This is a genomic window from Pseudomonas sp. NPDC088414, assembly GCF_044753325.1.
Taxonomy (GTDB): Bacteria; Pseudomonadota; Gammaproteobacteria; order Pseudomonadales; family Pseudomonadaceae; genus Aquipseudomonas.
Window position 1 is genome coordinate 47,067 of the sequence record NZ_JBIVMY010000006.1, and the last position, 21,314, is coordinate 68,380.

Sequence of the window (21,314 nt, forward strand, 5' to 3'; positions counted from 1 at the left end):
AGCCCATCATGAGCAGCCCCCTGATCGTTCAACTGGACATGGCAGAATTCTGTGAGGCGGCCGATCTGTCGGACGTCTACGTGATCGAAATCGTCGAACACGGCATCCTCGAACCTCAGGGCGCGCAGCCCCGGGAATGGCGGTTCACCGACTACGAGCTGAGCCTGGCCAAGCGCGCCGCGAAATTGCGACGCGAGCTGGAGCTGGAGTGGGAGGGCGTCGCGCTGGCACTGAATCTGCTGGAGGAAGTGCATGAGCTGCGGGCGGAGAACCGCATGCTCAGGCAGCGCTTGGGGCGGCTGGTGGTCGAATAGGTTATCGGTGGTATTGGCCGGCCTCATCGCTGGCAAGCCAGCTCCCACAAGGAACCCTGTCGTACACAAAGTTTGTATTCGACGCCGGACCTGTGGGAGCTGGCTTGCCAGCGATGAATACTCCGTAGATTTCCCTGCTTAAACCTTTCTCGGCAACACCACACTGAACAGTGTGCCGTCAGCCTCGCTCGAGCTGACGTCGATCGTCCCGCCATGGGCGGTCACCACTTCCTTGACAATGAACAAGCCCAATCCGAGGCTGGTCGACGGCTGCCCGAGTTCTTCGTCGGCGCTGCGTACCAACGGGTCGAAAATGGTGCCGATAGCCTCTTCGGAAATCGGTGTGCCGTAGTTGTGCACCGACAGGCACACGCAGTCGCCCTCGCCACGCAGATCGAGGGTCACGTCACGCTGGCTGGCACCGTGCTGCAAGGCATTGCCGATCAGGTTCTGCAGTAACTGGTCGATTCGCCCGGCGTCCCACACCCCGCGCGTGTCACCGTGCACCGTGAGCCTGGGATCGGATTGCGGATGGCCGGCGCAGGCTTCGGCAATCGCTGCGCGCGCGGCAACTGCCAGGTCCATCGGGGCGGGCTCGATCGGCAGGCTACGGCCCAGGCGACTGCGCACCAGTTCCAGCAAGTCACTGACCATCGCCGCCATGTGTCGCGCACCGCGCTTGATGTGCAGGGCGCAGGCCAGGGCATCGCCCTCAAGGCTGGATTTGCGCAACAACAGTTCGGTGGACATGCTCACCGCCTGCAGCGGCGCACGCAGGTCATGGCCGAGGATGGCGAGGAAAATATCCCGCGAGCGATTAACCTGCTCGGCGTAGGCTGCAGTGGATTCGGCGAGGGCTTCGTCGATGGCCTCGTTGAAGCGGATCATGTCCTGGAAATAGGTCATGTCCGGCGACTCCAGGCTGTTGACCCACAGGCGGATCACACAGGCGCGCAAATGGCGGAATTCGCTGGTCATCTGCACCAGATCGAAACCGACGGTGTGGCGCAGTTCGCCATGGCTGGCGCCGGCCTCGTCCAGGCTCGGGGTCTTTTCCGGGCCTTCGCCCTTGGCTTTGGCAGCCTGTTCGGCGGGGCTTTGCGGTTTGTTCATGTCGCGGGCGGCGGCCCGCAGAATCTCGCTGGCGTGATCGCGCAGCGCAGTGGAATCCAGATAGTCGGCGGCCGGCGTGATGGTCGCGGCGAACTGTTCCCACTCATCGACGATAGGGTCGATATTGGCCACGATGAACTCGGAAAGACGCATGGGCAGTTCCTGAAAATAGGTGGAGCGAATCGAATATTAGTCCCTTTGGCAGGAAATACACGATCGTTTGCACGGTGCTTTTCCAACACCATGAAAAAGGCCCCGGGAGCGTGCGCAAGACACAACCCCGGGGCCTTTTTACCGTGCGTCAGAACAGGAAGTAACGCTGGGCCATCGGCAGGGTCTCGGCCGGTTCACACCACAGCAACACACCGTCGGCCTTGACCTGATAGGTCTGCGGATCGACGTCGATGCTCGGCAGATAATCGTTGTGGATCAGGTCGGTTTTCTGCACGTCGCGGCAGCCTTTGACCACGCCGATTTTCTTCTTCAAACCCAGCGCTTCAGGCAACCCGGCCTCCTGCGCGGCCTGACTGATGAAGGTCAGGCTGGTGGCGTGCAGCGAGCCGCCGTAGCTGGCGAACATCGGGCGGTAGTGCACCGGTTGCGGGGTTGGAATCGACGCGTTGGCGTCGCCCATCAGGCTGGCAGCGATTGCTCCGCCCTTGAGGATCAGCGTTGGTTTCACACCGAAAAACGCCGGACGCCAGAGCACCAGATCGGCCCATTTGCCGACTTCGATCGAACCCACTTCATGGCTGATGCCATGGGTGATCGCCGGGTTGATCGTGTATTTGGCGATGTAGCGCTTGGCGCGGAAGTTGTCGTTGCCTGCGCCGTCCTGGGGCAGCGGGCCGCGCTGCTTTTTCATCTTGTCGGCGGTCTGCCAGGTGCGCGTGATGACTTCGCCGACACGGCCCATAGCCTGGCTGTCGGAGCTGATCATCGAGAACGCGCCGAGGTCGTGAAGGATGTCTTCGGCGGCGATCGTTTCGCGGCGGATACGGCTTTCGGCGAACGCCACGTCCTCGGCGATGCTTGGGTCGAGGTGGTGGCAGACCATCAGCATGTCGAGGTGTTCGTCGATGGTGTTGCGGGTGAACGGTCGGGTCGGGTTGGTCGAGCTCGGCAGCACGTTAGGGAAACCGCAGGCCTTGATGATGTCCGGCGCGTGGCCGCCGCCGGCACCCTCGGTGTGGTAGGTGTGGATGGTGCGGCCCTTGAACGCGTCGAGGGTGGTTTCGACGAAACCCGATTCGTTGAGGGTGTCGGTGTGGATCGCCACTTGCACGTCGTACTGGTCGGCGACGCTCAGGCAGTTGTCGATGCTCGCCGGGGTGGTGCCCCAGTCCTCGTGCAGCTTGAGGCCGATGGCGCCGGCCTTGACCTGTTCGATCAACGGCTCCGGCAGGCTGGCGTTGCCCTTGCCAGTGAGACCGATGTTCATCGGGAACGCGTCGGCGGCCTGGAGCATGCGCGCCAGGTGCCACGGGCCGGAGGTGCAGGTGGTGGCGTTGGTGCCGGTGGCCGGACCGGTGCCGCCGCCGATCATGGTGGTGACGCCGCTCATCAGTGCTTCTTCGATCTGCTGCGGGCAGATGAAATGGATGTGCGTGTCGATGCCGCCGGCGGTGAGGATCATGCCCTCACCGGCGATGACCTCGGTGCTGGCGCCGATGGCGATGGTCACGTTCGGTTGCACGTCCGGGTTGCCGGCCTTGCCGATAGCAGCGATGCGCCCGTCCTTGAGGCCGACGTCGGCTTTGACGATGCCCCAGTGGTCGATGATCAGCGCATTGGTGATCAGCGTGTCGACCACTTCGGCGGCGAGCAACTGGCTCTGGCCCTGGCCGTCGCGAATGACTTTGCCACCGCCGAACTTCACTTCTTCGCCGTAGGTGGTGAAGTCCTTTTCGACTTCGATCCACAACTCGGTGTCCGCCAGGCGCACCTTGTCGCCGACGGTGGGGCCGAACATGTCGGCGTAGGCTTGCCGGGAAATCTTCATTTCAATTCCTTGCACAAATTTATTGTGGCGAGGGAGCTTGCTCCCGCTGGGCTGCGCAGCAGCCCCAAAACGTGCCAATGATTTCTTACAGACACACCGCGTTCCCCGGGTTGGCGAGTGCTACGCACTCGAGCGGGAGCAAGCTCCCTCGCCACAGGGTTGTATGCACATCAGTCGAGCTCACCCATCACCCGCCCGGCAAAGCCGAACACCCGGCGATGCCCGGCGTATTCCACCAGCTCGATTTCGCGGCTCTGCCCCGGTTCGAAGCGCACCGCGGTGCCGGCCGGGATGTTCAGGCGCATGCCACGGCTGGCCGCGCGATCGAAGGTCAGCGCATCGTTGGTTTCGAAAAAGTGATAGTGCGAACCGACCTGGATCGGCCGGTCGCCGCTGTTGGCGACTTTCAGGCTGAGGGTGCGGCGGCCGACATTCAGTTCGATGTCGCCAGGCTGAATCTGGTACTGGCCGGGAATCATGGCCGGGCTCCTTGCAGAATCTTGTAGTAGAGGGCTGTCGGTCGATACGTGCCATGCGGGTCGCAGGCGTAGTCGGGAATTTCGCCGGCGCGGGTGTAACCCAGGGCCTTGTAGAAATCTTCGGCGGGCGAACCGGCCTCGGTGTCGAGGTAGAGCATGCCGCGTTTGTGCTTGGCTGCTTCAAGTTCCAGCGCATTCATCAATTGCTGGCCGAGGCCGCGTCGGCGCGCCTGTTCGCGCACCAGCAGTTTTTGCACCTCGGCACGATTGAGGCCGTTGGCCTTCTGGCACAGACCCAACTGCACGCTGGCCTGCACCTCTTCATCCTTGACCACCACCCAGAGCAACACGTTGCCCTTGTTCACTTGTTGCTGCACTTCATCGAAATAGGCGCGGGCTTGCGCGGCATCGAGGTCGGCCATGAAACCGACGCTGGCGCCATAACCCACGGCGTCGAGCAGCAGATCAATCAGGCCCTGACGATAGTGCGCAAAACTTTCCGCATTGACGCGTCGCAGTTGGGCGGGGTTCATCGCGTGTCACTCCTTGTTGGCGACCGGCGGCTGGGCGCCAGGATTGAGGGTCAGTTGCATGAAGGTCAGATCGAGCCAGCGACCGAACTTGGTGCCGACTTGCGGCATCTGCCCGGTGATGCTGAAACCGGCGCGTTCATGCAGACGAATGGAAGCGGCGTTGCCACTTTCGATGGCGGCGACCATCACGTGCTTGTCGCAGGCTTTGGCCCGCTCGATCAGCACGCTCATCAATTGCGGGCCAAGGCCATTGCCGCGCTGGTCGCTGCGCACGTAGACCGAGTGCTCGACGGTATGGCGGAAGCCGTCGAACGGCCGCCAGTCGCCAAAGGAAGCGTAGCCGAGCACCACGTTGTCGGCGTCGACGATCACCAGAATCGGGTAGGCCTGGGCCTGACGGGCGCTGAACCACGCCAGGCGGTTGCCGAGGTCGACCGCCGATTCGTTCCAGATCGCCGTGGTGTTGAGCACCGCGTCGTTGTAGATGTCGCGGATCGCCGGCAGGTCGGCATGCAGGGCATCGCGAATGGTGTAAGTCATGGCGCGGCCTCAGACGATTGGCTGGTGGACGGTGACCAGTTTGGTGCCGTCGGGGAACGTGGCTTCGACCTGGATCTCCGGGATCATTTCCGGGATGCCTTCCATCACCTGTTCACGGCTCAGCAGGGTAGTGCCGTAGTGCATCAGCTCGGCCACGGTCTGGCCGTCTCGGGCGCCTTCGAGCAGCGCGGCGGAGATGTAGGCCATGGCTTCCGGGTAGTTGAGCTTCACGCCACGGGCCAGTCGGCGCTCGGCGACGAGGCCGGCGGTGAAGATCAGCAGCTTGTCTTTTTCGCGTGGGGTCAGGTCCATTGCGGGTATCCATCAGGGCAGTTTTGTGAGGTTCTTGCGGGCGTGGGGGCCAGTTAGAGCCATCCCTCACCCTAGCCCTCTCCCGGAGGGAGAGGGGACTGATCTCGGTCGTTTGTCGAGGCCGGTCCAGTCAGTCAATATTTTTCGAGAATGCAAATTTCCTTCCAGACAACCTGGTCAGGCTCCTTCTCCCTCCGGGAGAGGGCGGGGGGTGAGGGTGGTTTTTCAAGTGCTCCAGATTCTCGGTGATACCGCTTCGCGGCCGAGCAGGGCCGGGCGCAGCAGGCGCCACAGGTCGATCAGCCAGGCGCGGGCCAGCAGTGCCTCGCTCGCCAGGCAACGGGCGACCAAAAGCCCCGGCAATTGGGTCAGATCACCGCGCACCTCATGGCCCAGCGAACGACACCGCTCCAGCAGCTCTGCATCAATCTCGCCGGTGACCAACAGCGTGGCGAACACCGGTTTGCCATCCAGCCCGATCGGCGAATCGAGCAAACCATCATTGCCGCTGATGCGCTGGCGCTCATGCCAGAGCAATCGCCCGTCACGGCGGATATCCAGATGCGCTTGAAAGTGTCCGAGGTCGAAGCGCTCGCCACTGGCCGGTCGGCCCAGCGCTACCACGTCCCAGTAGAACAGCCGCGCATCGCCCTCAAGCTCGATTGAGGTGCTGAGTTCAGCTTGAGCGGCGCTGTAAACGATGGTTTCCTGCGGCAGCCATTCCAGCGTCGCGCCGGCCGCGATTTTCAGATCGAGTTGCTGATACGCCGGCCCCGCTGCGCGATACCACTTGGCGGCGCCGGGGCTGGTGATCTGCGCCCAGGCGTCTGCTTCGACGCGGGCGCTGATGTTCAGCCGATCTCCGCCGGCGATCCCGCCCGGTGGGTGGACGATGATGTGCTGGCAGACTTCGGGACCTTCGGCATACAGGTGCTTTTGCACGCGCAGCGGGCCGAGATGCCGGCGCTGAACCGGCCGCGTGCAGTCGCCGAAGCGGGCGTAGGCCAGCTCCAGCTCGGCGTGCCAGCTCGGGGTAAACAGGGCAGTGGGAAGCGCTAAGTTCATGGTTTGTAATTATCGTTAGGTAGCTACAGATTAAATTGTTACCAGACCTCGTACACCCTCGGCCTCCATATTTTCACCGCGACCCTGTTGCACGATCTCGCCCCGGGACATCACCAGGTATTGATCGGCCAGCTCCGCAGCGAAATCGTAGAACTGCTCCACCAGCAAAATCGCCATGTCGCCGCGCGCCGCGAGGGTCTTGATCACCGCGCCGATCTCCTTGATCACCGAGGGCTGGATGCCTTCGGTGGGTTCGTCGAGGATCAGCAAACGCGGACGACTGGCCAATGCGCGCCCGATAGCGAGCTGCTGTTGCTGACCGCCGGACAGGTCGCCGCCGCGGCGCTGCTTCATTTGTAGCAGCACCGGGAACAATTCGTAGATGAAACCTGGGACTTCTTTCGCTTCACTGCCGGGAAACCGCGACAAACCCATCAGCAGATTCTCTTCCACCGTGAGCCGGCCGAAGATTTCCCGGCCCTGTGGCACGTAGGCGATCCCCGCCTGTACCCGCTGGTGCGGCTTGAACGTGGTGATCGGTTTGCCCTCCCAGTTCACCGCCCCTTCCCTGGCCGGCAGCAGGCCCATCAGGCACTTGAGCAGGGTGGTCTTGCCCACGCCGTTGCGCCCGAGCAGGCAGGTGACTTCGCCGACGTTTACGTCAAAGCTCAGGCCGCGCAGGATGTGGCTTCCGCCGTAGTACTGGTGCAGCTTGTCGACTTGCAGCATGTCCAGAATCTCCTCAAATCCCTTGTAGGAGTGAGCCTGCTCGCGATAGCGGCGTGTCAGTCAACGCCTGCTTATCTGATACACCGCTATCGCGAGCAGGCTCACTCCTACAGTTTGGAAAGGTGTTTGCAGTTCAGCGGCCGAGGTAGACCTCGATCACCCGCTCGTTTTCCTGCACCTGTTCCAGCGATCCTTCGGCCAGCACGCTGCCCTGATGCAGCACCGTCACGTGGTCGGCAATCGAGCCGACGAAGCCCATGTCGTGCTCCACCACCATCAGCGAATGTTTGCCGGCCAGCGACTTGAACAGCTCGGCGGTGAATTCGGTTTCGGCATCGGTCATGCCCGCCACCGGTTCGTCGAGCAGCAGCAGTTGCGGGTCCTGCATCAGCAGCATGCCGATCTCCAGAAACTGCTTCTGCCCATGGGACAACAGGCCCGCCGGGCGATTGACCGACGTCGTCAGGCGAATGGTTTCCAGCACCTCGCTGATGCGATCACGCTGCTCACCGCTCAGGCGTGCGCGCAAACTGGCCCACACCGACTTGTCGGTTTTCTGCGCCAGCTCCAGGTTCTCGAACACGCTGAGGGCTTCGAACACCGTCGGTTTCTGGAACTTGCGCCCGATCCCGGCCTGGGCGATCTGCACTTCGCTCATCTGCGTCAGGTCGAGGGTTTCGCCGAACCACGCCTTGCCGTGGCTGGGGCGGGTCTTGCCGGTGATCACGTCCATCAGCGTGGTCTTGCCCGCGCCGTTGGGGCCGATGATGCAGCGCAGTTCGCCGACACCGATGTACAGGTTCAGATTGTTCAGCGCGCGGAAGCCGTCGAAGCTGACGCTGATGTCTTCCAGAGTCAGGATCGTGCCGTGGCGGATGTCGAGGCCCGGGCCGGCGCGTTGGCCGAGGCCGATCGAGTCGCGGCTGGTGCCTTCGTCCTTGTTCGGTTCTACGGGGAAAAACGCCGGTTCGAGCATGAATTCAGCACTCGCAGTGACTCTCATTGTTCACCTCGTTTCTTCAGCAGGCCGATCACGCCTTTGGGCAGATACAACGTCACGACGATGAACAACGCGCCGAGAAAGAACAGCCAGTATTCGGGGAAGGCCACGGTGAACCAGCTCTTCATGCCGTTGACCACGCCGGCACCGAGCAACGGCCCGATCAGCGTGCCGCGACCGCCGAGGGCGACCCATACCGCCGCCTCGATCGAGTTGGTCGGCGACATTTCGCTGGGGTTGATGATGCCGACTTGCGGCACGTACAGGGCCCCGGCCAGACCGCACAGCACCGCGCTCAAGACCCAGACGAACAGTTTGAAACCGCGCGGGTCGTAGCCGCAGAACATCAGGCGGTTTTCTGCATCGCGCAGCGCGGTCAGCACCCGGCCGAACTTGCTCTGTGCAAGACGCCAGCCGATGAACAGACTCGCCACCAGCAACAGTACGGTCGCCAGAAATAGCACTGCGCGGGTGCCCGGCTCAGTGATACCGAAACCGAGAATCGTGCGGAAATTGGTGAAGCCGTTGTTGCCGCCAAACCCGGTCTCGTTGCGGAAAAACAGGAGCATCCCGGCGAACGTCAGGGCCTGGGTCATGATCGAGAAATACACACCCTTGATCCGCGAGCGGAAGGCGAAGAAGCCGAACACCAACGCCAGCACACCCGGCGCCAGCACCACCAGGCACATCGACCAGATAAAGCTGCTAGTGCCGCTCCAGTACCACGGCAGGTCGGTCCACGACAGAAAGGTCATGAACGCCGGCAAGCCATCACCGGCGGCCTGGCGCATCAGGTACATGCCCATCGCATAGCCGCCGAGGGCGAAGAACAGTCCGTGGCCCAGCGACAGCAGCCCGGCGTAGCCCCAGACCAGATCCAGCGCCAGAGCGACGATGGCGTAGCAGAGAATTTTGCCGACCAGCGTCAGCGTATACGCCGACACATGCAGCGCACTGTCCGGCGCCAGCAGCGAGAGCAGCGGCAGGGCGATCAGCAGCGCGAGGATCACCGCGCCGATGGCAATGGTGACTTTCGGCCCGGCTTTTTGCGTGGCCGTGACAAGTAGAGGCTGGTTCATCAGTCGATCACCCGTCCTTTCAGTGCGAAGAGGCCTTGCGGACGTTTCTGGATGAACAGAATGATCAGCGCGAGGATCAGGATCTTGCCGAGTACCGCACCGATCTGCGGTTCGAGAATCTTGTTGGCGATGCCCAGCCCGAACGCGGCGAGCACGCTGCCGGCGAGTTGCCCGACGCCACCGAGCACCACCACCAGGAACGAGTCGATGATGTAGCTCTGACCCAGGTCCGGGCCGACGTTGCCGATCTGACTCAGCGCCACGCCACCGAGCCCGGCAATGCCCGAGCCGAGGCCGAAGGCGAGCATGTCGACGCGGCCGGTGGGCACGCCGCAGCAGGCAGCCATGTTGCGGTTCTGCGTGACCGCACGGACGTTGAGACCGAGGCGGGTCTTGTTCAGCAGCAGCCAGGTCAGCACCACCACGAACAAGGCGAAGGCGATGATCACGATGCGGTTGTACGGCAGCACCAGATTCGGCAGCACCTGAATCCCGCCGGACAGCCACGCCGGGTTCGCTACTTCAACGTTCTGCGCGCCGAACAGCAGGCGCACCAACTGGATCAGCATCAGGCTGATGCCCCAGGTGGCGAGCAGGGTTTCCAGCGGTCGGCCGTAGAGATGACGAATCACCGTGCGTTCCAGCGCCATGCCGATCGCCGCCGTGACAAAGAACGCCACCGGCAGCGCGATCAGCGGATAGAACTCGATGGCTTGCGGTGCGTAACGCTGGAACATCAGCTGCACCACGTAGGTCGAGTAGGCACCGAGCATCAGCATCTCGCCGTGGGCCATGTTGATCACCCCGAGCAGGCCGAAAGTGATCGCCAGACCGAGGGCCGCGAGCAGCAGAATCGAACCGAGGGACATGCCGCTGAAGGCTTGACCGAGTACTTCGCCGATCAGCAGTTTGCGCTTGACTTGAGCGAGGCTGGTTTCGGCGGCGGTGCGCACGCCGGCATCGCTTTCGACGCCGGGTTCGAGCAGTCCTTCCAAGCGGGTGCGGGCCAGCGGATCGCCGGTTTCACCGAGCAGGCGCACGGCGGCCAGACGCACCGCTGGGTCGCTGTCCACCAGTTGCAGGTTGGCCAGCGCCAGGCTCAGTGCGGCGTGGACGTTCTCGTCTTTTTCGCCAGCCAGTTGCTGGTCGAGGAATTTCAGCTGCGCGGGTTTCGCGCTTTTCTGCAATTGCTGCGCAGCAGTCAGACGGATTTTGGCGTCGGCGGCGAGCAATTGGTGGCTGGCCAGAGCGGTGTCGATCAGACCTCGCAGGCGGTTGTTCAGGCGCAGGGTTTTGGTTTGGCCGTCGAGGGTCAATTCGCCTTGTTGCAGGGCGTTGATCAGCTCGACACGCGCCGGCTCGGGCTGCGCGGCCCAGGCTTCGAGCAATTTGGCTTGTTGCACGGGGTTGGCGGCGACGAAGTCTTCGGCGTCGCTGGCAAAGGCAGTCATCGGCAACAGCAGTGCCAGGGCCAGGATGAAGCGAAAAAGGGCGGTGGGCATATGCTTGGCCTTGCGCGAACTTTATGTGAGGACTGGCTTTTGTGGCGAGGGAGCTTGCTCCCGCTCGGCTGCGTAGCAGTCGTAACCTGATACACCGCAGTCGACGGTTTTGGGGCTGCTTCGCAACCCAGCGGGAGCAAGCTCCCTCGCCACAGAAAACCATTTCAACAGGGAGTTACCGGGCTTGATTAATCGTCAAGCCTACTAGCTCAGTTGCTCTTCACCGCATAATCCGGTTTCTTGTCGTTGCCATCGATAAACGGACTCCACGGCTGCGCACGGATAGGCCCCTCGGTCTGCCAGACCACATTGAACTGACCGTCGTTCTGGATCTCGCCGATCATTACCGGTTTGTGCAGGTGGTGATTGGTCTTGTCCATGGTCAGGGTGTAACCGGACGGCGCGGCGAAGGTCTGGCCGGCCAGCGCTTCGCGAACTTTGTCGACGTCGGTGGACTTGGCTTTTTCCGCTGCCTGCGCCCACATGTGGATGCCGACGTAAGTGGCTTCCATCGGGTCGTTGGTCACCGCTTTGTCGGCGCCCGGCAGGTTGTGTTTCTTCGCGTAAGCCTTCCAGTCAGCGACGAACTTCTTGTTCACCGGGTTCTCCACGGACTCGAAGTAGTTCCACGCCGCAAGGTTGCCCACCAGCGGTTTGGTGTCGATGCCGCGCAGCTCTTCTTCACCCACCGAGAACGCCACCACCGGTACGTCGGTAGCCTTCAGGCCCTGATTGGCCAGCTCTTTGTAGAACGGCACGTTGGAGTCGCCGTTGACCGTGGAGATGACCGCAGTCTTGCCGCCGGCGGAGAATTTCTTGATGTTGGCGACGATGGTTTGATAGTCGCTGTGACCGAACGGGGTGTAGACCTCTTCGATGTCCTTGTCGGCCACGCCTTTGGAGTGCAGGAACGAGCGCAGGATCTTGTTAGTGGTGCGCGGGTACACGTAGTCGGTGCCGAGCAGGAAGAAGCGCTTGGCGCTGCCGCCTTCTTCGCTCATCAGGTATTCCACCGCCGGGATCGCTTGCTGGTTCGGCGCGGCGCCGGTGTAGAACACGTTCGGCGACATCTCTTCGCCTTCGTATTGCACCGGGTAGAACAGCAGGCCGTTGAGTTCTTCGAACACCGGCAGCACCGATTTGCGCGACACCGAGGTCCAGCAACCGAACACCACCGCGACCTTGTCCTGGGTCAGCAACTGCCGGCCCTTTTCCGCGAACAGCGGCCAGTTCGACGCCGGGTCGACTACCACCGGTTCGAGCATCTTGCCGTTCACCCCGCCCTTGGCGTTGATCTCGTCGATGGTCATCAGCGCCATGTCTTTGAGCGACGTTTCGGAGATCGCCATGGTCCCGGACAACGAATGCAGAATCCCGACCTTGATGGTCTCGGCCGCCTGGACAGTCCAGGTCATGCCCATCGCGGCAATGGATGCCGTGAGTGTGAAAGCCTTGATCAAACTGCGACGCTTCATTGTGCGATCTCCATGAACGTTAAAGTTTTTTATGGTTGGCAGATGCGGACGACTGAAGGGTGTTTTGCAAGGGCTGTGCCCGGTCGGGATCGGGCAGGGAAATGTCGGTTTAGAGCGGTTGTGCGTTGGCGGGGTGCACCACAAAGGCACGCGCACATAGCGTTGGTGCAGACAACCGCGCCAGATTGGGGCGCGATTTCAAGGACAACACTGTCCCCTGTAGGAGTGAGCCTGCTCGCGATAGCGTTCTGTCATCCGCATTGATGTCGGATGTGCTGCCGTCATCGCGAGCAGGCTCACTCCTACAAGTTGATTGTGTTGGATCAGCGGCGGCGCATCAGGCCGATGAAGAACAGACCGCCGATAGCTGCGGTGGCGACGCCGATGGGCAGGTCTTCCGGCGCGATCAAAGTCCGCGCGGCAACATCGACCCACACCAGAAACAGGCTGCCGAGCAGGACGCAGGCTGGCAGCAATCGCCGGTGTTCGGCGCCGACCAGACGCCGGGCGATGTGCGGCACCATCAGCCCGACGAAACCGATTGAGCCACTGATCGACACCAGCACTCCTGTCATCAACGAGGCGATTACAAACACCCGCAGGCGCACCGCGCGGGCATTCAGGCCGAGGGTGACGGCGGTCTGTTCGCCGGCCATCAAGGCGTTCAGCGGACGGGCCATGCCCAACAGCAAAACCAGGCCAAGCAGCACGCTCAGCGCGGGTATCGTCAGCAGCTCCCAGCGCGCCAGGCCGAGGCCACCGAGCATCCAGAACATCACCGCCGAACTGGCGCGATGGTCGCCCATGAACAGCAGCAGGTTGGCGGTCGCCATCATCACGAACGACACCGCCACGCCGCACAGCAGCAGGCGATCGCTGTCGAGCCGACCCTGACGGTTGGCGATGCCCAGCACGAGAAACATGCTCAACAACGCGCCGATGAACGCAGCAATCGGCAAGGTCAGCAGGCCGACGATTTCACCGATGTGCAGCACCACGATCACTGCGCCGAGTGTCGCGCCGGAGGTGACGCCGAGCAGGTGTGGATCGGCCAGTGGATTACGCGTCACTGCTTGCAGCACTGCGCCGATCAACGCCAGCCCGGCACCCACCAATGCACCGAGCAACATGCGCGGCACGCGGATCAGCCAGACGATGTGCTCCTGCCCGGCGCTCCAGTTCACCTCGCCGAAACCAAAGGCCTTGTGCAGGAGAATCCGCCACACCACGTCCACCGGCACCCGCGCCGGACCAAAGCCCAGCGACACCACGCACGACACCAGCAACACGGCACCGAGGGCAATCAGCAGCAGGGTGTAGCGACGGTCGATCATTCGCCGTGGAATCCTTTGGCCAGGGTTTCCACCGCCAGCACGTTATCGATCCCCGGCGTGGCCTGCACGTAAGGGATGACGATGAAGCGCTGGTTCTTGATCGCATCGACCGCTTGCAGCGCCGGGTTCTTCAGCAGAAATTCGATCTTCTGCTCGGCAGTGATTTCGCTGTAGTCGACGATCACGATCACCTGCGGATTGCGCTCGACCACGGTCTCCCAGTTGACCCTCGTCCAGCTCGCGTCGACGTCGTCGAGAATGTTGCGCCCGCCTGCGGCATCAATCAGCGCCTGCGGCATGCCAAGACGCCCGGAGGTCATGGCGCGGTCTTCGCCGCTGTCGTAGAGAAACACTCGCGGCTTGTCGGCGGGCAGGTTTTTGCGGATCTCGGCGACCTGTTGCTGCATGTCGGCGATCAGTGCGTTGGCGCGATCCTGTACGTCGAAAATTTTGCCAAGGTTGCGCAGGTCGTTGTAGGTGTCGTCCAGCGTCGCCGCCGGACGCTTCATCACGAAGGCGCAGGATTCGGTCAGCTCATACACGTTGATGCCCAGCGGTTGCAGGGTCTGCGGCGTGAGGTCGCCACCGACGCGCATGCCGTAATCCCAGCCGGCGAAAAAGAAATCGACGTTGGCGTTGAGCAGGGTTTCCACCGACGGGTATTTCGCGGCCAGCTCCGGCAAGCCGTCGAGCAGCGACTGCATTTCGGGCGTCACCGACTTCCAGCCGCTGACGCCGCTGTAACCGGCCATGCGCGATTTGAGACCGAGGGCGAGCATCATCTGGGTCATGTTGATGTCGTGGCTGACCGCGTGCTTCGGCGCTTCGTTGAAGGTCACTTCGCGGTTGCAGCTGTGGATGGTCAACGGGTATTTCGTGGCTTCGGCGAAGGCCTGGGCACTGCACAACAAAAGAGCGACACAAAGCAGGGAACGCACAGTCATGGTCGGGTTATCCAGGTGATTCGCGGGTAGCCGTGAAGAGGGTGGGAATCGATCAACGCCTCGACGCCGAACACGTCGCGCAGCAGCTCGGTGGTGAGTACCTGTTGCGGCGTGCCGCTGGCGACGATGCGCCCGTGGTTGATCACGTACAGTCGGTCGCAGAAGGCGGCCGCGAGGTTCAAGTCATGGATGCTGGCGAGGGTGCCGATCTGCAAGCGTTTGACCAGTTGCAGCAGCTCGAGCTGATAACGCGGGTCGAGGTGGTTGGTCGGTTCGTCGAGGATCAGCAGTTGCGGTTGCTGGGTCAGGGCGCGGGCGAGGATCACCCGCTGTTTTTCACCGCCGGAGAGGGTGGCGAACGCATGGTCTTCGAAGCCGTCGAGTCCGACGGATTTGAGCGCTTGCGTCGCCAGATTGCGATCTTCCAGCGTGTCGCCATCGAACAGGCCTTTGTGCGGCGTGCGACCCATGGCGACCACTTCTTCGACGGTCAGGCCAAAGGCATCGGGGAATTCCTGCAGGACCACGGCGATGCGTTTCGCGCACCAGCGCGAGGATTGCTTCCATACGTTGTGATGATCGAGTCTGACCTCGCCGCTTTCCGGCTGACTGAAGCGATAGGCGCAGCGCAGCAGGCTGGTCTTGCCGCTGCCGTTCGGGCCGATCAGCCCGACAAACTCACCGGCGGCCACCTGCAACGAGGCGTCACGCAGTTGGAACTGGTGATGGCAGTGGCCGTGGCCCAGAGGTGTCCAGGCGAGGTTGGCGAGGTTTAGCGAGGTCATCAAATGCTCATGATGCTTGCCCCTGTAGGAGCTGCCGAAGGCTGCGATCTTTTGCTGTTGCTTTTAAAGATCAAGATCAAAAGATCGCAGCCTGCGGCAGCTCCTACAGGGGTTGGGTTAGAAAGTGTAATCAGCGGTGACGAAGAACGATCTCGGCTCGCCGAGAATCCATTGCTGGCCCTCATTGTATTGGCTTTGCGCGTACCGGCGGTCAAACAGATTGTTCACCTGCAGACCGAGCGTGGTGTTGCGCAGGGCCTGCCACGACAGCGTCGCATCGACCACGGTGTAACTCGGAAGCTCATTACGATTAGCCATGTCGGCATAGCGCGCGTCGACATAACGCACGCCGGCGCCGGCCTTCAGGTCATCGCTGAGGTTTTTGTTCAGCCACAGGTTGGCGGTGCGCCGTGGTACATCCACCGGGCGATTGCCGTCGTACGACAGGGTTTGCCCGTTGACCACTTCGGAGAAATCATCGTACTTGGCCTTCACGATCGCCGCGTTAGCCTGCAGTTGCCAGGCGTGCGGCAGTTGCAGATCAAGGCTGGCTTCCAGGCCGTTGGACGATTGCTGGCCGACTTGCTGCTTGAGCGTCGGGTTGCCCGGATCGTCGGTCAGCAGTTTCTTTTTGACGATGCGATAGGCCGCCAGGGTGAACTCGCCGCGTTGATCCCAGAACAACTGCTTCATGCCGACCTCGGTCTGGCGTGCAGTCGACAGGTCGTATTGCTGCTGGCTCGGACTGAGGGATATCAGGCCGCCGATGCCGTCGGTGCTGGTCGCGACCTGACCGTAGAACGAAGTCTCGGGCGTCAGGGCAAACACCAGTCCGGCCTTCCAGTTGTTGCCGGTCAGGGTCCTGTCGCTCTGGCTGTCGTCGATCAGATTGTTGCGATCCACATGCACATAGTCGCGGCGCACGCCGGTCACCAGCGACCAGCGCTCGCTCAGTTGCGTGCGGTTTTCAGCGAACACTGACATCTGTTTGGTGGTGCTGTCGAACTGGTCGCGGTACGGGTTGGTGCTTTCGAAATAGCCCGGTTGCGGGTGATACAGATCCAGCGCCTGACCGTTCGGCAGCACATCGTTGAACGGCGAGTTGCTGTTGAGCTGGAAGCGGATGCGGTTGTAATCGACGCCGGTCACGGTCTGGCTGTCGAGGCCGAACAGCGAGTGCTTGAAGGTGAAGGTCTGGCGGTCGCCGACCTGTTCCTGCTTGTGGCCGATGCCGAAGTAGCCGCTGCGGCTGAGCTGTTGCGTGGCGGTGTCGAAATTGTAGTTCTCGGCGTTCTGCCAGCGGCGCTGAGCCTTGAGGTAGTACAGCTCGTTGCTGGCACTGACCGCGTCGTTGATCTGCCAATCCGTGGTCAGGCGCGTCCACTGATCGTTGTAGTGCTGCTGATCGTCGCGCACGTTGTAGTTCTTGTTGCGCAGGCTGTTCTGCAATCGGCCGTTGATCAGTGGCGTGCCGAAGTAATTTTGCGGACGCTGGTCGCCGTAGTCGTGGGCGAGGGTGAAGGCCAGATCGTCAGTGGCCTGCCAGCGCAGCGCGGCGCTGATGAAGTCGCTGGAGGAGTCACCGCGATCGATCCAGCCGTTGCTGCGCAGACGATTGAGATTGAGCCGATAGCTCAGGGTGTCGCTCAGCGAACCGCCGCTGTCGAACGCCTGCTGCTGGCTGTCGTAGGAACCGTAGCCGACGCGCAGGTGGTTTTCGATTTCGCCCTCGAAAGGCTTCTTCGGAATCACGTTGACCACCGCACCGGTCGCACCTTCGCCGTACAGCACCGAGGCGGGGCCGCGCAGCACGTCGACGCGCTGCACCGCCCAGGTGTCGACCGGAAAGGTCACCGTGCCCATGCCGGTGTACATCCGATTGCCGTCATACAACTGCATCACCGAACTCTGCCCGGTAAAACCGCGTGCCTGCAACGAGGTGCCGCCATCGCCCGGGGTGCCGGTGCGACTGATGCCGGTGCTGCGCGATACGGCGTCCTGCACGCTGCGATCGCCACGGGCACGCACCTGCTCGCCGCTGAGACTTTCAACGCTGGCCGGGGTTTCCATGGCCGTCAGGTTCAGGCGCGAGCCGGCGGTGCTCGGCGTGGTCAGGCTGACGTTTTCGTCATCCATGGCCGGGGCGCTGATGGTGCCGGTGGGCAGCGTCAACGGTTGGCCATCGGCGTTGGCGTTGTTCAGGGCAAGCAGGCAGAGGCTGGACAAGAGGTACTTGTTCATCGGGGCGGTGAATCACTTCTTCAAAAGAAAGCCCGCAACGTGTGGTTGCGGGCAGAACGGCCTATTTGCGTTATACAGTAACACTAAAAAATGCCGGAGTTTAAGTCCCGGCAGTTTAAAGATCTGTCTGAAACGCGCATCTCGCCTGCTTCACGATGAAGTTGAGGCAGATTCAGCTTGGCGGCCCAGACGCGACAACAGCAGGCGATCCAGCAACCACACCAGCACCAGTGAAGCGCCCACCAGTGGAAAAATCACCGCCAGCACCAGCATGATCGCCACGCCGGTTTTCCATTTCGGCAGGTCATGGCGCAGCGGCGGCACGCCGAACTTGCCCTGCGGGCGACGCTTCCACCAGATCACCACACCGCTGATGGCACTGAGCAGAATCATCAGGCAGATCAGCAGCACGATGATCTGGTTGAAGGTGCCGAACATCTTGCCTTCATGCAGCATCACGCCGATTTCCGTGGCCCGCGCCACCGCGCCGTACTGCTCGAAACGCACATCGGCGAGGACCTTGCCGGTGTACTGATCGACATGCAGGGTGGCGTCGTTGCGCGGGTCGTCGGCGAACACGGCGATGGTGAACACACCGGTCGCGGTGGTCGGCAAGGTGATGCTGTAGCCGGGCTCGACCTTGCGCTCGACGGCGATGTTCTGCACATCCTGCAGGCTGATCGCGGGAGCAGCGGGACCGTGTTGCATACCGCCGTGGGCCATGTGTTCGGCGTGGTCGCCGGACATCGGCATTGGCGTGTTTTCCATCGCCCATGGCACGGTCTGGCGCGCGGCGTTGTTGAGGCTGCCGGCCTCGACGTCAGAGGTCGGTACGTTGTTCCACATCGCGGCCGGGAACACGTTCCACACCTGGGCGTACTGCTTGCCCCAGAAACCGGTCCAGGTCATGCCGCTAAGCAGCATCACCAGCAACAGCGCGGCGCCCCAGAACCCGGTGACCGCGTGCAGATCTCGCCATAACACGCGGCCGCGACTGCTCAGCCGTGGCCACAAAATCCCGGCGGCTTGCCCGCGCGGCCACCACAGGAACACCCCCGACACCACCAGCACCACACCCCATCCCGCGGCGAGTTCGATCAGGCGGTCACCAACGGTGCCGATCATCAACTCGCCGTGAATGGCGCGGGCGATGGCTTGCAGATTTTTCTTCGCATCCTGCTCGCCGAGGATGTCGCCGTGGTACGGATCGATGAACACGTTGAGTTCGCGATCTGCATTCTTGACGACAAACTGTGCGCTGCGTTCGGCGTTGGCCGGCGGCAGGTACTGGGTGATCTGGCCCTGTGGATAAGCGCTTTTCACCCGTTGCAGCAGGTCATCGGCCGGCACCGTGTGATGCCCGGCCGGAACCTTGAGCAGGCTGCTGTACATCAGCGAATCGAGTTGCGGTTTGAACAGGTAGACGATGCCGGTCAGGGCCAGCATCACCATGAACGGCGCGACGAATAATCCGGCATAGAAATGCCAGCGCCAGGCCAGGTTGTAGAAATTCGCTTTGGGCTTTTGCATCACGTTTGCTCCGCTTGGCTTGGATCTTTTAGTGTTTTGCCTGACATGCACACCTGTGGCGAGGGAGCTTGCTCCCGCTGGACTGCGAAGCAGGCCCATACTCTTTCAGCTAAAGAGAAGGGCCGCTGCGCGCCCCGGCGGGACGGTGCGACGACTCGACAAGCTCCCTCGCCACAAGGGCAGTGTTCACACCGGGAAAATCGCGGTGTTCTAGAAACTCATATCGACCTTGGTCCAGAGCGTGCGCCCCGGCTCATTGATCGCTTGCGGGTCGTTGGCCGGGTAGCCGAAACCGGCGTTACCGGCCAGGTTCAAGTGCTCGGCGTAAGGCTTGCCGAACAGGTTGTCGACGCCGGTGCTGACCTTCCAGTTTTTGTTGATCCGGTAGGCGCCGTTGAGCGAGAACACGCCAAAGCCGCCGCTCTTGTCGTAGTCCTTGCCGACCACGTTGCCTTTGTTCTGGTCGATGCGGTTTTGCGCCGCGACCACGCGCCACAACGCCCCGGCGCTCCAGTTGTCTTCGCTGTAGGTCAGGCCGAAGCGGGCATCCAGCGGCGGCATTTGCGGCAGGGCCTTGCCGTCGCTGCTGTTCTTGCCCCAGGCATAGGCCAGGGTCGCATCGGCTTTCCAGTTATCGGTGAGTTTGTAGGCGGCGCCGAGTTCGCCACCCATGATCCGTGCGTCGATGTTTTCCGCGCGCGAAGTGCTCATGCCCATCATCGTCGGCGTGTAGTCGAACAGGATGTAGTCGCGCACCACGCCGATGTAGCCCGAGGCCCAGGCTTCGAGTTCGGTGGTCTTGTAGTTCACGCCGAAGTCGAACTGGGTGGTCTTCTCCGGTTTGATCGAGTCGAACGCATTCAGTGAACCGGCCGGGCCGGACTTCGGTGAAAACAGCTCCCAGTAATCCGGGAAGCGCTGCGCGTGACCGAGGCCGGCGTACAGCGTGGCCGGCGCATCGGCCAGGTCATGTTCGTAACGCACGAAGCCGCTCGGCAGGGTGTCGGCGCGGGTGTCGTCGGCGGTCGGGTTCGGCCGGCTCGTCATTCCCGAGCCAATGCTCTGCCGGTAATCCCTGGCCGAGGCACGGTCGAGCCGGGCGCCGGTGATCAGCCGATCACGGTCGGCGGCGTACCAGGTCATTTCGCTGAACACGCCGTAGTTATGGAAATCGGCATCCTTGGTGTACGGCTGATCCTTGTAGGTGTCGATGCCCATGCCGCTGCGCTGGCGATGTTCGTTGGTCTGCGCATCGAGACCGGTGATCAATTGGATGTCAGCCCAGCGCCAGGTGGCCTTGATCCGTGCGCCGAGGGTGCGGCGGTCGACGTTGGAGGCCATGGGGCCCGCCATCATCCCGGTGCCGGACGGTGTGCGCAGGGTGTAGTTGTCCATCACGTGGTCGGCGTAGTTGTAGTAGACCTGCGCTTCGAGTTTCTCCAGCACGTCGGTGATGTTGGATTTTTCGAAGCGTAGCCCGAGGCTTTCGCGCAGGAACTGCGAACCGTCCATGCCGCGTCCGGCGTAGCGCGCTTCGCCATCGCCCTTGCCGGCGGTGAGTTCGATCAGGGTATCGGCGTCCGGGGTCCAGCCGAGCGCGATGTCACCGTTCCACTTGTCGTAGCGCGAGGCAACGATGTCGTTGTTGCCGTCGCGATAGTCGTCGGAGTGCGCGGTATTGCCGATCACCCGCACGTAGCCCAATGGCCCGCCGGCAGCAGCATCGATGACCTTGTCGAAGCGGCCGTTGGAGCCGGCCAGCACGCTGGCATTCACCCGGGTGCCGAGTTCGCCGAAGCTTTCCGGTTCACGGTCGAAGAGAATCGTGCCGGCCGATGCGCCCGGCCCCCAAAGTACGGTTTGCGGGCCTTTGATCACCGTGAGTTTGTCGTAGGTTTCCGGCGAGATGTACGAGGTCGGCGCGTCCATCCGCCCCGGGCAGGCGCCGAGCAGCATGCTGCCGTTGGTGAGAATGTTCAGTCGCGAACCGAACATCCCGCGCAGCACCGGATCACCGTTGGTGCCGCCATTGCGCACCAGAGCGAAGCCGGGAATGGTCTTCAGGTAATCGCCGCCGTCACTGGCTGGCACCGGTTGGCGCGGGTCCTTGGGGTTGGTGACGATGGTCAGTGGCGAGCTGGGAGCGATGGCGGTGATCACCGTCGGGCTGAGTTCATCAACGTGACCGGCGTGGTCATCGGCCAGCACCAACGGCGATAACAGGACGCCGCAAAGGACGGCAGTAGCGTGCGAGAAACCAATGCGCGATGCGCTCAGCGCGAAAGACGCCTGGGCAGAACCCGAGCGTGGAACAGCAGAAAACCTGGACATGACAAT

General features: G+C 62.3%; 19 protein-coding genes. 1 reads left to right on the forward strand and 18 read right to left on the reverse strand.

What is annotated here, in order from left to right:
* Window positions 1-8 precede the first annotated feature (8 nt).
* Window positions 9-314 (forward strand): chaperone modulator CbpM, encoded by a 306-nt coding sequence (locus tag ACIP8I_RS08880; protein ID WP_003221201.1) that lies wholly within the window; start codon window positions 9-11, stop codon window positions 312-314.
* Window positions 315-452: 138 nt separating this feature from the next.
* Here the strand turns inward: ACIP8I_RS08880 and ACIP8I_RS08885 are convergent, their stop codons facing one another.
* The 18 genes from ACIP8I_RS08885 to ACIP8I_RS08970 form a co-directional block, all read right to left on the reverse strand.
* Window positions 453-1,580, reverse strand: coding sequence for a sensor histidine kinase (locus ACIP8I_RS08885; RefSeq protein WP_007966981.1), 1,128 nt, complete (start codon window positions 1,578-1,580; stop codon window positions 453-455).
* Window positions 1,581-1,728: 148 nt separating this feature from the next.
* Window positions 1,729-3,429, reverse strand: coding sequence for an urease subunit alpha (gene ureC / locus ACIP8I_RS08890; protein WP_400760308.1), 1,701 nt, complete (start codon window positions 3,427-3,429; stop codon window positions 1,729-1,731).
* 170 nt (window positions 3,430-3,599) lie between these two features.
* Window positions 3,600-3,908 (reverse strand): urease subunit beta, encoded by a 309-nt coding sequence (locus ACIP8I_RS08895; protein WP_400760311.1) that lies wholly within the window; start codon window positions 3,906-3,908, stop codon window positions 3,600-3,602.
* A complete protein-coding gene (locus ACIP8I_RS08900; protein WP_367082861.1) occupies window positions 3,905-4,441 on the reverse strand; it encodes a GNAT family N-acetyltransferase in 537 nt (178 codons plus the stop codon). The genes ACIP8I_RS08895 and ACIP8I_RS08900 overlap by 4 nt, the downstream gene beginning before the upstream one ends.
* Before the next feature lie 6 nt (window positions 4,442-4,447).
* Window positions 4,448-4,981 carry a GNAT family N-acetyltransferase gene (locus tag ACIP8I_RS08905; RefSeq protein ID WP_400760313.1) on the reverse strand — a complete coding sequence of 178 codons (534 nt, stop codon included), beginning with the start codon at window positions 4,979-4,981 and terminating at the stop codon, window positions 4,448-4,450.
* A gap of 9 nt (window positions 4,982-4,990) precedes the next feature.
* Window positions 4,991-5,293 (reverse strand): urease subunit gamma, encoded by a 303-nt coding sequence (ureA, locus tag ACIP8I_RS08910; RefSeq protein WP_003221215.1) that lies wholly within the window; start codon window positions 5,291-5,293, stop codon window positions 4,991-4,993.
* Window positions 5,294-5,518: 225 nt separating this feature from the next.
* On the reverse strand, window positions 5,519-6,358 hold the full coding sequence (locus tag ACIP8I_RS08915) for an urease accessory protein UreD (protein ID WP_400760315.1): 840 nt from the start codon (window positions 6,356-6,358) through the stop codon (window positions 5,519-5,521).
* A 30-nt stretch (window positions 6,359-6,388) separates the two neighbouring features.
* Complete coding sequence (urtE, locus tag ACIP8I_RS08920; RefSeq protein ID WP_400760319.1) at window positions 6,389-7,087, reverse strand: urea ABC transporter ATP-binding subunit UrtE; 699 nt, start codon at window positions 7,085-7,087, stop codon at window positions 6,389-6,391.
* A gap of 133 nt (window positions 7,088-7,220) precedes the next feature.
* Window positions 7,221-8,090, reverse strand: coding sequence for an urea ABC transporter ATP-binding protein UrtD (gene urtD, locus ACIP8I_RS08925; protein ID WP_400760322.1), 870 nt, complete (start codon window positions 8,088-8,090; stop codon window positions 7,221-7,223).
* A complete protein-coding gene (urtC, locus tag ACIP8I_RS08930) occupies window positions 8,087-9,166 on the reverse strand; it encodes an urea ABC transporter permease subunit UrtC (RefSeq protein WP_400760324.1) in 1,080 nt (359 codons plus the stop codon). The genes urtD and urtC overlap by 4 nt, the downstream gene beginning before the upstream one ends.
* Window positions 9,166-10,668, reverse strand: a complete 1,503-nt coding sequence (gene urtB / locus ACIP8I_RS08935; protein WP_400760327.1) for an urea ABC transporter permease subunit UrtB — start codon at window positions 10,666-10,668, stop codon at window positions 9,166-9,168. Before urtB ends, urtC begins: the two co-directional genes overlap by 1 nt.
* 209 nt (window positions 10,669-10,877) lie before the next feature.
* Window positions 10,878-12,143 (reverse strand): urea ABC transporter substrate-binding protein, encoded by a 1,266-nt coding sequence (gene urtA / locus ACIP8I_RS08940; RefSeq protein WP_027613564.1) that lies wholly within the window; start codon window positions 12,141-12,143, stop codon window positions 10,878-10,880.
* Between the two features lie 323 nt (window positions 12,144-12,466).
* Window positions 12,467-13,477 (reverse strand): FecCD family ABC transporter permease, encoded by a 1,011-nt coding sequence (locus ACIP8I_RS08945; RefSeq protein WP_400760330.1) that lies wholly within the window; start codon window positions 13,475-13,477, stop codon window positions 12,467-12,469.
* A complete protein-coding gene (locus ACIP8I_RS08950; RefSeq protein ID WP_400760333.1) occupies window positions 13,474-14,421 on the reverse strand; it encodes an ABC transporter substrate-binding protein in 948 nt (315 codons plus the stop codon). Before ACIP8I_RS08950 ends, ACIP8I_RS08945 begins: the two co-directional genes overlap by 4 nt.
* Complete coding sequence (locus tag ACIP8I_RS08955) at window positions 14,418-15,206, reverse strand: ABC transporter ATP-binding protein (protein WP_115988310.1); 789 nt, start codon at window positions 15,204-15,206, stop codon at window positions 14,418-14,420. Before ACIP8I_RS08955 ends, ACIP8I_RS08950 begins: the two co-directional genes overlap by 4 nt.
* A gap of 117 nt (window positions 15,207-15,323) precedes the next feature.
* A complete protein-coding gene (locus tag ACIP8I_RS08960; protein ID WP_400760336.1) occupies window positions 15,324-17,447 on the reverse strand; it encodes a TonB-dependent receptor in 2,124 nt (707 codons plus the stop codon).
* 150 nt (window positions 17,448-17,597) lie between these two features.
* Entirely contained in the window at window positions 17,598-18,977 is a 1,380-nt protein-coding gene (locus tag ACIP8I_RS08965; RefSeq protein WP_400760339.1) for a PepSY-associated TM helix domain-containing protein, read from the reverse strand.
* A 210-nt stretch (window positions 18,978-19,187) separates the two neighbouring features.
* Complete coding sequence (locus ACIP8I_RS08970) at window positions 19,188-21,308, reverse strand: TonB-dependent copper receptor (RefSeq protein ID WP_400760341.1); 2,121 nt, start codon at window positions 21,306-21,308, stop codon at window positions 19,188-19,190.
* Window positions 21,309-21,314: the final 6 nt, after the last annotated feature.

Coding starts and splice junctions, on each gene's coding strand:
- urtB (WP_400760327.1), bottom strand. CDS start 10,668: ATGCCCACCGCCCTTTTTCGCTTCATCCTGGCCCTGGCACTGCTGTTG.
- ureA (WP_003221215.1), bottom strand. CDS start 5,293: ATGGACCTGACCCCACGCGAAAAAGACAAGCTGCTGATCTTCACCGCC.
- ACIP8I_RS08880 (WP_003221201.1), top strand. CDS start 9: ATGAGCAGCCCCCTGATCGTTCAACTGGACATGGCAGAATTCTGTGAG.
- urtA (WP_027613564.1), bottom strand. CDS start 12,143: ATGAAGCGTCGCAGTTTGATCAAGGCTTTCACACTCACGGCATCCATT.
- ACIP8I_RS08950 (WP_400760333.1), bottom strand. CDS start 14,421: ATGACTGTGCGTTCCCTGCTTTGTGTCGCTCTTTTGTTGTGCAGTGCC.
- ureC (WP_400760308.1), bottom strand. CDS start 3,429: ATGAAGATTTCCCGGCAAGCCTACGCCGACATGTTCGGCCCCACCGTC.
- urtE (WP_400760319.1), bottom strand. CDS start 7,087: ATGCTGCAAGTCGACAAGCTGCACCAGTACTACGGCGGAAGCCACATC.
- ACIP8I_RS08965 (WP_400760339.1), bottom strand. CDS start 18,977: ATGCAAAAGCCCAAAGCGAATTTCTACAACCTGGCCTGGCGCTGGCAT.
- ACIP8I_RS08970 (WP_400760341.1), bottom strand. CDS start 21,308: ATGTCCAGGTTTTCTGCTGTTCCACGCTCGGGTTCTGCCCAGGCGTCT.
- ACIP8I_RS08905 (WP_400760313.1), bottom strand. CDS start 4,981: ATGACTTACACCATTCGCGATGCCCTGCATGCCGACCTGCCGGCGATC.
- ACIP8I_RS08900 (WP_367082861.1), bottom strand. CDS start 4,441: ATGAACCCCGCCCAACTGCGACGCGTCAATGCGGAAAGTTTTGCGCAC.
- ACIP8I_RS08955 (WP_115988310.1), bottom strand. CDS start 15,206: ATGACCTCGCTAAACCTCGCCAACCTCGCCTGGACACCTCTGGGCCAC.
- ACIP8I_RS08885 (WP_007966981.1), bottom strand. CDS start 1,580: ATGCGTCTTTCCGAGTTCATCGTGGCCAATATCGACCCTATCGTCGAT.
- ACIP8I_RS08945 (WP_400760330.1), bottom strand. CDS start 13,477: ATGATCGACCGTCGCTACACCCTGCTGCTGATTGCCCTCGGTGCCGTG.
- ACIP8I_RS08915 (WP_400760315.1), bottom strand. CDS start 6,358: ATGAACTTAGCGCTTCCCACTGCCCTGTTTACCCCGAGCTGGCACGCC.
- urtC (WP_400760324.1), bottom strand. CDS start 9,166: ATGAACCAGCCTCTACTTGTCACGGCCACGCAAAAAGCCGGGCCGAAA.
- ACIP8I_RS08895 (WP_400760311.1), bottom strand. CDS start 3,908: ATGATTCCCGGCCAGTACCAGATTCAGCCTGGCGACATCGAACTGAAT.
- ACIP8I_RS08960 (WP_400760336.1), bottom strand. CDS start 17,447: ATGAACAAGTACCTCTTGTCCAGCCTCTGCCTGCTTGCCCTGAACAAC.
- urtD (WP_400760322.1), bottom strand. CDS start 8,090: ATGAGAGTCACTGCGAGTGCTGAATTCATGCTCGAACCGGCGTTTTTC.